This is a genomic window from Streptomyces sp. NBC_01384, assembly GCF_045040035.1.
Lineage (GTDB): Bacteria > Actinomycetota > Actinomycetes > Streptomycetales > Streptomycetaceae > Streptomyces.
Genome location: NZ_CP109559.1, coordinates 9,639,795 through 9,652,749, shown reverse-complemented (window position 1 = coordinate 9,652,749; position 12,955 = coordinate 9,639,795). Strand labels below are relative to the sequence as shown.

At 70.7% G+C, this 12,955-nt stretch carries 10 protein-coding genes and 1 pseudogene; 7 read left to right on the top strand and 4 right to left on the bottom strand.

All coding sequences use genetic code 11. From position 1 onward, the window contains the following. Positions 1-232 precede the first annotated feature (232 nt). Positions 233-1,801, top strand: coding sequence for an FMN-binding glutamate synthase family protein (locus tag OG747_RS44390; RefSeq protein WP_405885035.1), 1,569 nt, complete (start codon positions 233-235; stop codon positions 1,799-1,801). 4 nt (positions 1,802-1,805) lie between these two features. Here OG747_RS44390 and OG747_RS44385 read toward each other — a convergent pair. After that, positions 1,806-1,943, bottom strand: a pseudogene (locus OG747_RS44385) (arginine deiminase family protein); the annotation flags it as partial. Positions 1,944-2,163: 220 nt separating this feature from the next. Here OG747_RS44385 and OG747_RS44380 point away from each other — a divergent pair. Further along, on the top strand, positions 2,164-3,261 hold the full coding sequence (locus tag OG747_RS44380) for a chemotaxis protein (RefSeq protein WP_405885034.1): 1,098 nt from the start codon (positions 2,164-2,166) through the stop codon (positions 3,259-3,261). Positions 3,262-3,312: 51 nt separating this feature from the next. Then, positions 3,313-4,326 (top strand): Gfo/Idh/MocA family protein, encoded by a 1,014-nt coding sequence (locus OG747_RS44375; RefSeq protein ID WP_405885033.1) that lies wholly within the window; start codon positions 3,313-3,315, stop codon positions 4,324-4,326. Positions 4,327-4,346: 20 nt separating this feature from the next. Here the strand turns inward: OG747_RS44375 and OG747_RS44370 are convergent, their stop codons facing one another. After that, positions 4,347-4,556 (bottom strand): phospholipase domain-containing protein, encoded by a 210-nt coding sequence (locus OG747_RS44370; RefSeq protein ID WP_405885032.1) that lies wholly within the window; start codon positions 4,554-4,556, stop codon positions 4,347-4,349. 124 nt (positions 4,557-4,680) lie between these two features. Between OG747_RS44370 and OG747_RS44365 the strand changes: the two genes are divergently transcribed. Together OG747_RS44365 and OG747_RS44360 are read left to right on the top strand one after the other, a co-directional pair. Beyond that, entirely contained in the window at positions 4,681-5,361 is a 681-nt protein-coding gene (locus tag OG747_RS44365) for a TetR/AcrR family transcriptional regulator (RefSeq protein WP_405885031.1), read from the top strand. Between the two features lie 304 nt (positions 5,362-5,665). Then, positions 5,666-7,093 carry a PP2C family protein-serine/threonine phosphatase gene (locus tag OG747_RS44360; RefSeq protein ID WP_405885030.1) on the top strand — a complete coding sequence of 476 codons (1,428 nt, stop codon included), beginning with the start codon at positions 5,666-5,668 and terminating at the stop codon, positions 7,091-7,093. A gap of 120 nt (positions 7,094-7,213) precedes the next feature. Here the strand turns inward: OG747_RS44360 and OG747_RS44355 are convergent, their stop codons facing one another. Next, positions 7,214-8,716: a hypothetical protein gene (locus tag OG747_RS44355; RefSeq protein WP_405885029.1), complete on the bottom strand. Its 1,503-nt coding sequence runs from the start codon at positions 8,714-8,716 to the stop codon at positions 7,214-7,216. A gap of 232 nt (positions 8,717-8,948) precedes the next feature. On the opposite strand from OG747_RS44355, the gene OG747_RS44350 reads away from it, so the two are divergent. Together OG747_RS44350 and OG747_RS44345 are read left to right on the top strand one after the other, a co-directional pair. Beyond that, the gene (locus OG747_RS44350) at positions 8,949-10,091 is read left to right on the top strand and encodes an aminoglycoside phosphotransferase family protein (RefSeq protein WP_405885028.1); all 1,143 of its coding nucleotides are present in this window, start codon (positions 8,949-8,951) and stop codon (positions 10,089-10,091) included. A 539-nt stretch (positions 10,092-10,630) separates the two neighbouring features. Then, on the top strand, positions 10,631-12,607 hold the full coding sequence (locus OG747_RS44345) for an N-acetylmuramoyl-L-alanine amidase (RefSeq protein ID WP_405885027.1): 1,977 nt from the start codon (positions 10,631-10,633) through the stop codon (positions 12,605-12,607). A 101-nt stretch (positions 12,608-12,708) separates the two neighbouring features. On the opposite strand, the gene OG747_RS44340 is transcribed toward OG747_RS44345, so the two are convergent. Then, entirely contained in the window at positions 12,709-12,882 is a 174-nt protein-coding gene (locus tag OG747_RS44340) for a hypothetical protein (protein WP_405885026.1), read from the bottom strand. Positions 12,883-12,955: the final 73 nt, after the last annotated feature.

Sequence of the window (12,955 nt, the reverse complement as noted above, 5' to 3'; positions counted from 1 at the left end):
TGCGCTTTCAGGGACGTACGAGCGCTTCCGCACAACCGGTTGCATCCAGCAGCTATATGACGAGGATGTGTCATGTGCGAAGGGTCGTCAACACGAACGTAGGCTGATCGGCCCAGCCGCCCCACGGTTCCGGCCGTGTTTCACGCCCCTCGGACCGGCGGATCGGCCCGCCGCCGGGTTGACCCCGATCGCCCCTTTCCCTCCCATGGGTTTGACTCGTGGTGTGCGCCGGATGCTCTTGCCGCTGTTCGTCGCCCTCGGCGCGGCCGGGGCGCTGGTCCTGGTGTGCGCCGTGTCGGCATGGTGGTGGTGCGCGGCGGGCGTGCTGCTGGCCCTGACCGCACTCGGCGTCCGGGACCTGGCTCAACGCCGCCACGCGGTGCTGCGGAACTATCCCCTGCTCGGCCACCTCCACTTCGTCATGGAGGCGCTCCGGCCAAAACTGCGGCAGTACGTCGTCGAGCGGAAGTACGACGGGCGCCCGTACGACCGTGAGGTGCGCGCCCTCGTCCACGAGCGGGCCCAGGGTGTCGACGCCGAGGAACCGTTCGGCACCGAGCGGGACGTGTACCTGAACGGGTACGAGTTCCTGGAACCGTCGATGCGCCCGGTCGAGGTGCCGGACGAGCCGCCCGTGGTGCGCGTCGGCGGCCCCGACTGCACCCAGCCGTACGACATGGCCCTGCTGAACGTCTCCGCGATGAGCTTCGGGTCGCTGTCCTCGAACGCGATCCTGGCGCTCAACAAGGGTGCGGCGCTGGGCGGGTTCGCGCACGACACCGGCGAGGGCGGGCTGTCGGAGTACCACTTGCGCGGCGGCGGCGACCTGATCTGGGAGATCGGCACGGGGTACTTCGGCTGCCGCACCGCCGAAGGGGGCTTCGAGGCACGGGAGTTCGCGGACAAGGCAGCGCTGCCGGAGGTCAAGTGCGTGTCGCTGAAGCTCTCCCAGGGGGCGAGGCCGGGGATCGGCGGGGTGCTGCCGGGCGCCAAGGTGAACGCCGAGATCGCCCGGGCCCGCGGTGTCCCGGAGGGTGAGACAGTGATCTCGCCGCCGTACCACCGGGTGTTCTCGACGCCGCGCGAGATGGTGTGCTTCCTCGCCCGGATGCGGGAGTTGGCGGGCGGCAAGCCGACCGGTTTCAAGCTCTGCGTCGGCTCGCGCCGTCAGTTCCTCGCCGTCTGCAAGGCGATGCTCTCCGAGGGAGTCACGCCCGACTTCATCGTGGTCGACGGCGCGGAGGGCGGTACGGGGGCCGCGCCACCGGAGTTCGCCGCCACCATCGGTACGCCGCTCACCGAGGGCCTGATCACGGTGCACAACGCGCTGGTCGGCACCGGGCTGCGCGACCGCGTCCGGATCGGTGCGAGCGGCAAGGTCGCCACCGGTTCGGACATCGTCAAACGGCTGGTGCAGGGCGCGGACTACACGAACGCGGCCCGCGCGATGATGTTCGCGATCGGCTGCCTCCAGGCCCGGCGCTGCCACACCAATACCTGCCCGGTCGGCGTCACGACCCAGGACCCGCGCCGGGTGCGCGCCCTGGACGTGGCCGACAAGTCCGCACGCGTGCACCGCTACCAACGGGCCACCGTCCGCGGCGCGAGCCAGATCATGGCCGCCATGGGGGTACGGGACCCGGCCGGCCTCGGGCCCCATCAGCTGCTCCGGCGTACGGACCCCACGACCGTACGCTCGTACGCGGAGCTCTACGAGTGGCTGGAGCCCGGGGTGCTGCGCGCCGAGCCGCCCGCGTCCTGGGAAGCGGACTGGAAGGCGGCGGATCCAGACGCGTTCTGAACGGTCAGAAATCCACCGGGTCCCTGACGATGGGGCAGGTCATGCAGTGGCCGCCACCACGTCCACGCCCCGGTTCGGCGCCGACGATGGTGATGACCTCGATCCCGGCCTTCCGCAACAGGGTGTTGGTCTGGGGGCCCCGACCATCGACCCGACGACCATCGTGGTGAGCGTCAGCAGCGTCAGTTTGGCGGCCGGCGGCGCCTGGGTTTCCGTGTCGACGTGCGTCATGGGCGTCCCGCGGAGGCGGGCATCGTCGTACGGCGACCACGATGCGGGGGAACGTCATAGGGCGACCTCCGCGACCCTGACAATCAACTGCCCCAAATGCCCGATAAGCGAATCGGTCCTATGGTGCTGGTATGGAGCACGCACTCAGCCCCGCGACCCTCACCGAGCTGCGCAGGCCGCGGCCCTACCCGGCGGTGTCCGTGTTGACGCCGACGCACCGCCGCGAACCCGACAACGCACAGGATCCGGTCCGGCTCCGCAATGTCGTGGCCGAGGCCAAGAAGCAGCTGGAGGCCGACCCCTCGGTCACCCGCGAACGGCGTACCGATGTCGTCGAGCAGCTCGAGCGGGCCCTGGCCGAGGTCGATCTGGCGCACGCCGAGGACGGCCTGGCGATCTTCGCAGCGCCGGGCGAGCACCAGGTCTGGTCGCTGGCCCGCACCGTGCCCGAGCGCGTGGTGCTCTCGGACACCTTCCTGACGCGCAACCTCGTCGCCGCGCAGGCCTCCGAGCGCCCATTCTGGGTCCTCGCGGTCTCGCCCGACCGGGTGACGCTGTGGAACGGTGGCGCCGGTCATGTCGTCGAGGACCACTCGGGTGACTTTCCGCTGACCAGGGACCGCGAGAATTTCGACGCGGAGCGCCAGGAGCAGATCGGTGACATGCCGAGCACCTTCCGCGACGAGGGCACCCGGCACTTCCTGCGCGAGGCCGACACCGCGATGAACGCGGTCCTGCGCGAGAACCCGCGGCCGCTGTACGTCACCGGTGAGACCGCCGCCCTTTCCTCCCTCGACGAGATCGGCACGGTCACCAAGGACGCGGTGCACATCCCGCACGGCGGCCTCGCGCACGGCACCCCCGACGCCGTGTGGCAGGCGGTACGTCCGCTGATCACCGCCGAGGTGCGGAAGGACACCGACGCGGTGGCCCGCGAGCTCGTATCGGCCCGTGGCCGCAGAGCGTTCGCCGCCGGAGTGGACGAGGTGTGGCAGAACGCGTCCCAGGGCCGCGTCCGGCTGCTCGCGGTCGAGGAGAACTACCGCGTGACGGTCCGCGACGACGGCGGCGACCATCTGATCCCGGCCGAGAGCGGTGACCTGGACGCCCGCGAGGACATCGTCGACGAGATCGTCGAACAGTGTCTGGAGACCGGCGCCGAGGTCCGCTTCGTCCCCGACGGAAGTCTCGGCGACGCGAAAGGCATCGCCGGGGTGCTGCGCTACTGATCTCCCCGGCCGACAATCACCTCGAGAGCATCCGGTCGGAGAGGTGAGCGTGTGAGTGAGCTGTTGGGTGTCGCGGTCCTGGGCGCGGGCCACATGGGCGCCGACCATGTACGGCGGATCGACCACGTGGTGAACGGCGCCCGGGTCGCGGCGGTGGCCGATCCCGACACCGGGCGCGCCAAGGACGCCGCGGCCGGAATCGACGGCGTCACCCTGCACACGGAGGTGACCGCCGCCCTGGACGCGCCCGGCGTCCAGGCGGTGTTGATCGCCTCCCCCGGGCCCGCGCACGAGGAGGCGCTGCTCGCGGCCTTCGAGCGCGGGCTGCCGGTGCTGTGCGAGAAGCCGATGGTGCCGGATTCGGCCGGGGCGCTGCGGGTGGTGGAGGCGGAGGCGCGGCTGGGCCGGCGGCTGGTGCAGGTCGGGTTCATGCGCCGGTACGACGCCGAGTACCGGCGGCTCAAGGCCCTGCTGGACAGCGGGCGGCTGGGCCGTCCGCTGATGCTCCACTGCACGCACCGCAATGTCTCCTCGCCGCCCGGCTTCACCTCGGCGATGCTGATCGACAGCTCCGTCTCGCACGAGATCGACGCGGCGCGCTGGCTGCTGGGCCAGGAGCTCACGGCCGTGACCGTGCTGCGCCCGCGACCCTCCGGGCACGCCCCCGAGGGCCTTCTCGATCCTCAGTTCGTGCTGTTCGAGACCGCGGAGGGCGCCCTCGTCGACGTCGAGGTCTTCGTCAACTCCGGATTCGGCTACCAGGTGCGGTGCGAGGCCGTCTGCGAGTCCGGGAGCGCGCGGATCGGGGACGAGCACTCAATGATCGTGACAGCGGCGGGCGGCGCCTGCGAGGAGGTGGCTCAGGACTACCTCGTACGGTTCGCCGCCGCGTACGACCGCGAGCTTCAGGCCTGGGTGGACGCCACCCGGAAGGGCCGGGTGACCGGGCCCAGCGCCTGGGACGGGTACGCGTCGTCGGCGGTCGCCGAGGCGGGGGTCCGGGCGCTGGAGAGCGGCGGCCGGGTGACCGTCGAACTCGCCCCGCGCCCGGACCTCTATGCCTGATCAGCCGCCGATACGCACGATCAGCCGCTGACGCTCGTGGCACCCGTCTCGATGTGCCCGGTGAACCGGCGCGACCAGTTCGTGTCGACGTCGAAGGTGACCGTGAGGTCGTACCAAACGTCCTGGTACGCGACGGCGTTGAAGTAGTCCTCGATCGAGCCGCCCGCGGCGACGGTGTACGTCCACGGCCCGTCGCCGCGGTGCTGGTTCGCGGTGATCGTGAACTTCACCAAAGAACGGCGGCCGACACTCGTTAGCGATTCACGCTTGCGTTATCACTTCTAACGAAAGCATGCTCCTCTATGCTGCCCACGTAAGGAGCAATCCCCACGGACAGACGAAGAGGGCGATGACATGGCCACGGAGAGCCGGACGGGACCCGGACCGCGCGATCGGTTTCGCGCGCAGGTGCGGGAGGAGGTCAAGGCCGCGGCACTGCGGCAACTGGCCGACGACGGCCCGGAGGCGCTGTCCCTCAACGCCATCGCCAAACAGCTCGGCATGACCGGGCCCGCGCTCTACCGCTACTTCGCCAACCGGGACGGCCTGCTGACCGAGCTGGTCATCGACGCCTACGCGGACCTGGCGTCCGCCCTCGCCCACGCCGCGGACGACGCCCCGGGGGACGCGGTCGCACGCCTGGCCTCGGTCGTGCGGGCCTACCGCGACTGGGCGCGGAGCGAGCCGCACCGCTACCGACTGCTGTTCCGGGCACCCCTGCCGGGGTACGACGCCCAGTCCACGCACCTGGTCGAGGCCGCCCAGCCGGCCATGAACGTCGTACTGAATGTGGCGAGCGCGTTGGCGGCGCCGGGCACGGCGGTTCCGGACGGCTCGGAGGCGCGGTTCCGGGAGTGGATGACGCGGCACGGAATCGAAGACATCCCCGCGGCGGCCGCCGCGCGGACCACGATGCTCTGGGCCCATCTGCACGGTCTGGTGAGCCTGGAGATCGAGGACAACTTCACCTCGATGGGCATCGATGCCGCCTCCCTCTACGAAGAGGAAGTACGAGACTTCGTCCGCGCGCTCTGACGGAGAGTCCGCCGCACCCGAGCATGAACATGCCTCGCACACGTGACCATCGAACACAAGAATGAAGGAGGTCTCCGGCCACCCTGTCAGCCCATCAAGTCACGTATGTTTTCTACGACTTGGCCGTGTGATCCGCGTACCGAATCGATCCCGGTCGACCCGTCCGTCTGGACTGCGGCATATGCCAGAAGCACCACCGGATCGTGTGTTGCCAAATCCCTTACAGGGCGTCGCGGGCTGTGCAACAGTCGTAACGGTCCTTCCGCCCAGCCTTGGTCGTACCGTCCCCCCATCGGAGTGCGTCATGCCGTCCCATCTCTCCGCGGACCGCCCAGCGGCCCAGCCGCCCCAGCGCGGCACGGTCGACGCGCTCATTTCGCAGACGCGGCGGCTGCGCGGCGAGGTGGACGCCGTACGGCGTGACGCACCGCTCGACGACACGGACCCCGAGGGACGCTGGCAGCGCGCGCTGTGCGACCTGGCGATGCATCAACTCAGCGACCTCGATGACCACTTGGCCCAGCTTCGGGACGGGCCGCCACCCGTGCCGGTGGAACCCCCCGCCGCGCCCGCCGTCCGCGCCGTCACGCCCGCGCCGCGGCGCGGCTCACTGCTCAGCCGGGTGGGCAGCGCCGAGTGGAACCTGCTGACGGACGAGGCCAGTTGGTCCGGGGAACTCTACGAGATCCTGGGCCGCGACCCCGCCGCTCCCCCGCTCACCCTCGACGAACTGCCCTCGTTGATGCTCGACGAGGACCGCCCGATGCTGACGGCGATGGTCACGGACTGCCTCATCGACGCCAAGCCCATCGACGGGGAGTTCCGCATCGTGCGCCCCGACGGCGGGGTGCGGACCGTGCACATGATGGGCGAGCCCGTGCTCGACACCGACGGCAGCACCGCCGCGATGTGGGCCGTACTGCGTGATGTCAGCGAACTGCGCCGCAGCCAGCTGACGGTGAGCGAGACCCGTGACTCGCTGCAGCGCCACCGGCACCACGCACAGACCGAGCGCCGGCTCGCGGTCGAGTTGCAGGAGGCCGTGCTGCCGCCCTGGCGCAGTTCGCTGCGGTTCCCGCAGCGAGACCCCGAGGCCCTGGACCTCGCCGCCCGCTATCTGCCCTCGTCGACCAGCGCGCTGATCGGCGGCGACTGGTACGACGCACTGGAACTGCCCGACGGGGAAAAGCTGTTGAGCGTCGGCGACCTCACCGGACACGGCGTCACGGTCGCCTCGGGCATGGCGATGCTGCTCGGCGCCCTGCGCGGCATGGCCATGGCAGGCACCCAGCCGGGTCAACTCCTTTCCTGGCTCAACCAGTTGCTTGACGCCTCGATCCAACCGGCCCTCGGCAGCGCCGTCTGCTGCCGCTACCAGCCCGGGACCCGCACCCTCACCTGGGCGCAGGCAGGACACCCCGCCCCGCTGCTGTTCCGCAACGGGACGGGGCACATGCTGGCAGCGCCGGACGGCGTGCTGCTCGGGGCGACCTCGGGTGCCACCTACGGGCAGGCCGAAGAGACCCTCGAGGACGGCGACCTGCTGCTCCTGTACACCGACGGACTGGTCCCCCGGCGCTACGGAGCGGGAGCCGTCCAGGGGCTGCTCGACCTGGCCCCGCGCTTCCACGGAGCCCGCACGGCCCAGGACTGCGTACGGACGGTTGTGGAGGAGTTCGGCGAGACCGAGCGCGAGGACGACGCCTGCGTGCTCATCGCCAGGATTGGCTGATGCAGGTAGCCGGGATTGACTGATAGGCCGACAGAGATCTGGATCGGCCGTCTGTAAGGGATCCCCCTGAGGGGCCCTTCATACCTGGGCGTTCAGGCCCGACTGCTCAGGCTCATGCGCTCACGCCCGTGCGCCGGTGCCCCCGCTCCTCGGCCTGAGCGAGCCCTTGGGGAGGGCGAGTTCGATCTCCTCACGCAGTTCGTGGATCTTCGGGTAGCCGGAGTACTGAGCGGTCAGCCGGTACATCTCCCGCAGCCGGTCCCAGGTGCGGAGGGAGGAGTTCGCCCCCATCGACACGAGGGCCAGTCGTGCGTACCGGTCCGCCTGCTCGGGGTCGTCCGCGATGAAGCACGCCGAGGCCAGCGACAGCCAGTCGAAGATCTGCGACCGCTGCCGCCCGTTCTCCCGCAGATGCAGCGCCTCCTTGGCATGGCGCTGTGCCGTGGTCGCCGCGGCCGGGTCGTGCTCCGCCAGCGTCCGGTAGGCCAGGGCCTGCATGCCGTGCATGTCCGCCTCGTCGAACATCTGCATCCAACTCGGCGGCGGCACATCACCCTTGTCGGAGACGAAGAGTTCCTCCGCCTCCCCCAGGGTGCGCCGCATGGCCTGGCCCTTGCCCATCGACGCCTGTGCCCAGGCCTCGATCGTGTAGAGCATGGCCCGGGTGCGCGGCAGCATCTCGGAACCCGAGCCCGACTTGGCGAGCTTCATCAGGTCCAGGGCGTCGTCGGGCCGGCCCAGGTGGACCATCTGACGGGCGGCGCGGGAGAGCGCCTCCCCGGCGCGCGGCCGGTCGCCGCCCTCTCGGGCCGCGTGCGCGGCGATGACGAAGTACTTCTGGGCCGTGGGCTCCAGGCCGACGTCGTGCGACATCCAGCCCGCGAGGACGGCGAGATTGGCGGCGACGCCCCACAGGCGCCGCTGCAGATGGTCGGGGTGTCGGTAGGAGAGCATGCCTCCCACTTCGTTGAGCTGGCCCACCACGGCCTTGCGTTGCAACCCGCCGCCGCGAGCCGCGTCCCAGGCCCGGAACACCTCGACCGAGCGCTCCAGTTCCTCGATCTCCTGCGACCCGATGGGGGCGGCCTCGTAACGGTCGAACCCAGCGGAGTCGGCGTGCAGGGGATTCTCGATGTCAGGGGCGTCGGCCGAGAGGGCCGGATCGGTGTGGAGCCAATCGTGCATGGCACTGCTGAGTGCAGATCCCGCGGCGAGCGCGGCACCCGCGCCCACCAAGCCGCGTCGGTTGAGCATGAGGTCCATTCCCGTGAATTCGGTGAGGACCGCAGCGGTCCGCTCGGGCGCCCACGGCACTCCGTCGGGATGTTCCACATTCCCGCCGCCCGGCCGCTTCCCCACACGCCCGTGCCGCACCAGACCGAGGTCCTCGATGGTCACGACACGACCGAGACGCTCGGTGAAAAGAGCCGCCAACACACGCGGAACCGGATCGCGCGGGATCTCTCCCACGTCGATCCAACGCCGCACCCGTGAGGTGTCGGTCGCCAGCTGGGGGTGGCCCATGACCGCCGCCTGCTTGTTGACCAGCCTCGCGAGCTCGCCCTTGGACCAGCCGGCCAGGCCGAACAGGTCCGACAGACGAGTGTTGGGTTGTCCGTTCACGTCAAGCCCCCAGGTTCTCGGCTGAGTTGACAGTAACCCTCTGTCAGTTGCGGAGCGACTATTCGCCAGGGTGCGCCAGGGTGCGCCAGATGGTGTGCCACTGGGCATCGGGTGTCAGGTAGGAAAGCGCCACCCCGACCCGGTTGCCAAGGGACATTCCCCAGGGTGCACCAGGGCGGCCGGGGCGGGTAGCGCAGCAACTTGCAGGCACACGAAGGGATCTGTATCGCCCATGTACACAGCATCGTCCTCCGTGTCCGCTCCGCCCCGGTCGCTGCACCCCCGCCCGGCGGCGGGCAGCGGCCCCTACCTCGACCCCGCGCGACCGGCGGCCCCCGCGCTCGGCGCCGGCAGGACGCGGCGCGTTCCGGGGCTCGGCACCCAACCGCTCAGCGGGAGAATCGACTTGTCCGGCCCTCAGGGCGCGCCGCTGCGCACGGCGATCGCGTCGGTGCACCGGATCTGTCCGGAGTTCGCTCCGGTCCAGGTACTGCGCCGCAGCGGGCGCTCCGTGCTTCTCGTCGGTACGACGGGGCGCAGTACGGCCGTCGCCAAGTGTTTACTGGACCACTCCCCTATCTGGACGGAGCGGATCCGACATGAAATAGCGGCTTATCGCTCGTTCGTGCGGCATCGGCCGCCGGTCCGGGTGCCACGGCTGATCGCGGCGGACCCGGACAACTGCACCCTCGTGATCGAGCGGATGCCGGGACGGGTGGCCGCGCTGCAGCGGCATCCGGCCGAGGCACCGCCCCGCGCCGACATTCGGGCGGCACTGGGTGCGATCTGTCGACTGAACGCGTGGCGGCCGCCGGCGGGCACGTTCGACGCCCCGCTGGACTACGCGGAGCGGATCTCCCGTTTCCATGATCTGGGCCTGCTCACGGACCGGGACATGGGCGACCTGCAGAAACTGGTGCACGGCATCGCGCACTCGGCGGGCCGTCAGGGCATGGGCCAGTTCTGTCACGGAGACGCGTTGCTGTCGAACATCCTGCTCTCACCGGCCGGTCCGGTGCTGGTGGACTGGGAGCACGCGGGTTGGTATCTGCCGGGCTACGACCTTGCGACGCTGTGGGCGGTCCTCGGTGACGCTCCGGTGGCGCGACGCCAGATCAGTCAGCTCGCGCAGTCGGCCGGTCCCGCGGCGCGCGACGCCTTCCTGGTGAACCTGATGCTCGTACTGACCCGGGAGATCCGTACGTACGAGACGGCCGTGCAGCGTTCGATGCACGACGCGACCCCGGCGGCTCCGGGACCGGCCCACCCGGGTGCTGCGCCGTCCGGCGAGGAACAGCGGCTGCTGCTCAGGCGGCTGCACGACGACTGCCAGATGGCCCGCCGGGCCGTCCGAGCGGCGGTCGGCACTCGCTGACGGGGACGAAGGTCCGCAGTGCGCCTGAACGGCGGCGCACCGCGGACCTTCGTCGTGCGGGGCACTGGCGTGCGGCCACCGATGCACGGCCGGTGTCCCTCTCGCCGGGGACTCCGACATGACGCCGACATGCGGTGCCGTTGCGCGGCAGTACCGGCCTGCGTCCGGGCGGCTCACGCCAGGAGACACGGCACCTCCCCGCCACCGGACCGTCCGCGGCGCGAACCCGTGCACCGCGACAGCGGCCGAGGACCGGTCCGGCTCGCGCCGGAACACGGCATGATCCCTTTCGGCGCAGCGCCGGGCGCGCCCTCGGTGAAATCCCTTCCGCTGCGACCTTCACCCGTTCGCGCCACCGGTCCACTCCACTGCCGCCTCGCAGGCCGCCCCGCCTCCGCCACGAAAACCCGTTCAGCCCTCGCTGACATGGGAAATCACCTGCTCCTGGGCATGATTGACGGATCGTCGGAGAGCCGATACCACTGACCACGTTCGGTTCCCGCACGCCCCACCGCGCTCGACCGTCCCAGGAGGCTGCATTGCGAGGATTCCTCACCGACCCCGAGGCCACCGCCGGGCACAGACGCGCGCGCCGCACAGCGGGCGCCGTTGCCTCGGCGGCGCTGATGTTGCCGCTGCTCGGCGCGGCACCGGCGGGCAGCAGCGCGCAGGTGCCCGCCGCAGGGCTCCAGCGGGCCTTCGCCGGCGCGGCCGCCGAGTACCACGTGCCGCTCAGCGTCCTGCTCGGCGTCTCCTATCTCCAGTCCCGCTGGGACACGCACGCCGGCGCGCCGAGCGTCGGTGGCGGCTACGGCCCGATGCACCTCACCGACGCCCGCACGGCGATCGCCGAGGCACCGCACCACAGCGAGGGCACGGAGGACGCCCGCGGCGACAGCTCCCGCGCGCCCCTGCTCCCCGACACCAAGGTGCCGGAGAACTCCCAACTCCCCGCGCGGCTCAAGACGTTGACGAAGGCCGCCGAGCTCACCGGCCTCCCCGCGGAGCAGCTGCGTACCGACGCCGCCGCGAACGTGGCGGGCGGCGCCGCGCTCCTCGCCGCCGCGCAGAAGGACCTCGGCGAGCCGTTGAGCGACAACGCGGCCGACTGGTACGGCGCGGTGGCGCGCTTCTCCGGCGCGGACGACAGCGCGACCGCGGCGACGTACGCCAATGACGTGTACGAGGTGATCCGCGAGGGCGCGAAGCGCACCACGGACGCCGGTCAGAAGGTCACGCTCGCCGCCCGGCCCGGGCTGAGTCCCGACACCGCACAGCTGCGGCGAGCCGGGCTGCGCACCGTTTCCGCCGATGGCACGGAGTGCCCAAAGACCGTGTCCTGCGAGTGGATCCCGGCCCCGTACGAGGAGTTCGGCGAGGGCGACTACGGCAACCACGACCTCGGGGACCGGCCCGCGTCGCAGAGCATCAAGTACATCGTCATCCATGACACGGAAGGCACCTGGGACGGCGTTCTGAAGCTGGTCCAGGACCCGACCTACGTGTCGTGGAACTACACTCTGCGCTCGACCGACGGCCATATCGCCCAGCATGTGAAGGCGAAGGACGTGGCCTGGCACGCGGGAAACTGGTACGTCAACGCCAAATCGATCGGCCTGGAGCACGAGGGCTTCCTCGCCTCGCCGGACGCCTGGTACACGGAAGAGATGTACCGGGCCTCGGCGCGGCTGGTGAAGTACCTCGCCAAGAAGTACGGCATTCCGCTGGACCGGCAGCACATCCTGGGCCACGACAACGTGCCGGGGCCGACCACGTCGACCATCCCCGGCATGCACACGGACCCGGGCCCGTACTGGGACTGGCAGCACTACTTCACCCTGCTCGGCCACCCCTTCCAGGGCGCGAAGCACGACGGCGGTCTGGTGACCGTGCTGCCCGACTTCGACAAGAACCAGCCGGAGTACACGGGCTGTGTCACCAACGGCGAGCCCTGCGCGGCGCACGGCTCCAGCGAGGTGCGGCTCTACTCCCAGCCGGACGAGACCTCGCCCCTGGTCAAGGACATCGGGCTGCGGCCCAAGGGCGACGACTCGACGATCGACGTGAACGACGTGGGTTCGCGGGTCTCCACCGGGCAGCGGTACGCGGTCGCCGACCGTGACGGCGACTGGACGGCGATCTGGTACCTGGGCCAGAAGGCCTGGTTCAAGAACCCGAAGAGCCGGCCGACGGCGGTGAACGCCTCGGGGACGGTCGTGACGCCCAAGGCCGGCCTCACGGAGATCCCCGTGTACGGGCGGGCCTACCCGGAGGCGGCGGCGTATCCGGCTGACGTGCCGGTCCAGGCCGTGTCGCCACTGCCGTACAAGCTCCTGGCAGGCCAGAAGTACGCGGTCGGTGACGAGGTACCGGGCGAGTACTTCTACGCGCCGACCTTCGACACGGCCCCGCACAGGGTCGTGATCGGCACGGACATGTACTACGAGATCCAGTTCGGCCACCGGGTGGCGTTCGTGCGGGCCGCGGACGTACAGGTGACGCCTTCGGGTTCATAGGTGCCGGGGGCCGGGACGCGCACAGCGACCCCGGCCCCCGGACCCGTCGCTGCTCCGGCCACAGGCCCCGCCCCGGGAACACCACGACGGGCCCGCCGCTGCTACACCCAGTCCCGGCGCGCGGCCTGCCAGGCCAGTTGCATACGGGTGGCCGTACCAGCCGCCGATGGCATGCCGGCGGCGGTCAGCGCCAGTGCCGCACAGAATCCGCCGCCGCCGGACGCGATGTCACCGTTTCCCGGTGGCGCGGATGAGACATGTCGCAGCCGCGCCATCACGCGGACTCCGCGGATGTCGGGATCGGCACAGGGTGACCGCCTGCCGCCATGGGCATAGCCGGCGCAGCGC

Bases quoted from the DNA above. Each gene is read 5' to 3' on its own strand.
- OG747_RS44390 (WP_405885035.1), top strand. From the start codon at position 233: ATGCTCTTGCCGCTGTTCGTCGCCCTCGGCGCGGCCGGGGCGCTGGTC.
- OG747_RS44380 (WP_405885034.1), top strand. From the start codon at position 2,164: ATGGAGCACGCACTCAGCCCCGCGACCCTCACCGAGCTGCGCAGGCCG.
- OG747_RS44365 (WP_405885031.1), top strand. From the start codon at position 4,681: ATGGCCACGGAGAGCCGGACGGGACCCGGACCGCGCGATCGGTTTCGC.
- OG747_RS44360 (WP_405885030.1), top strand. From the start codon at position 5,666: ATGCCGTCCCATCTCTCCGCGGACCGCCCAGCGGCCCAGCCGCCCCAG.
- OG747_RS44350 (WP_405885028.1), top strand. From the start codon at position 8,949: ATGTACACAGCATCGTCCTCCGTGTCCGCTCCGCCCCGGTCGCTGCAC.
- OG747_RS44340 (WP_405885026.1), bottom strand. From the start codon at position 12,882: ATGGCGCGGCTGCGACATGTCTCATCCGCGCCACCGGGAAACGGTGAC.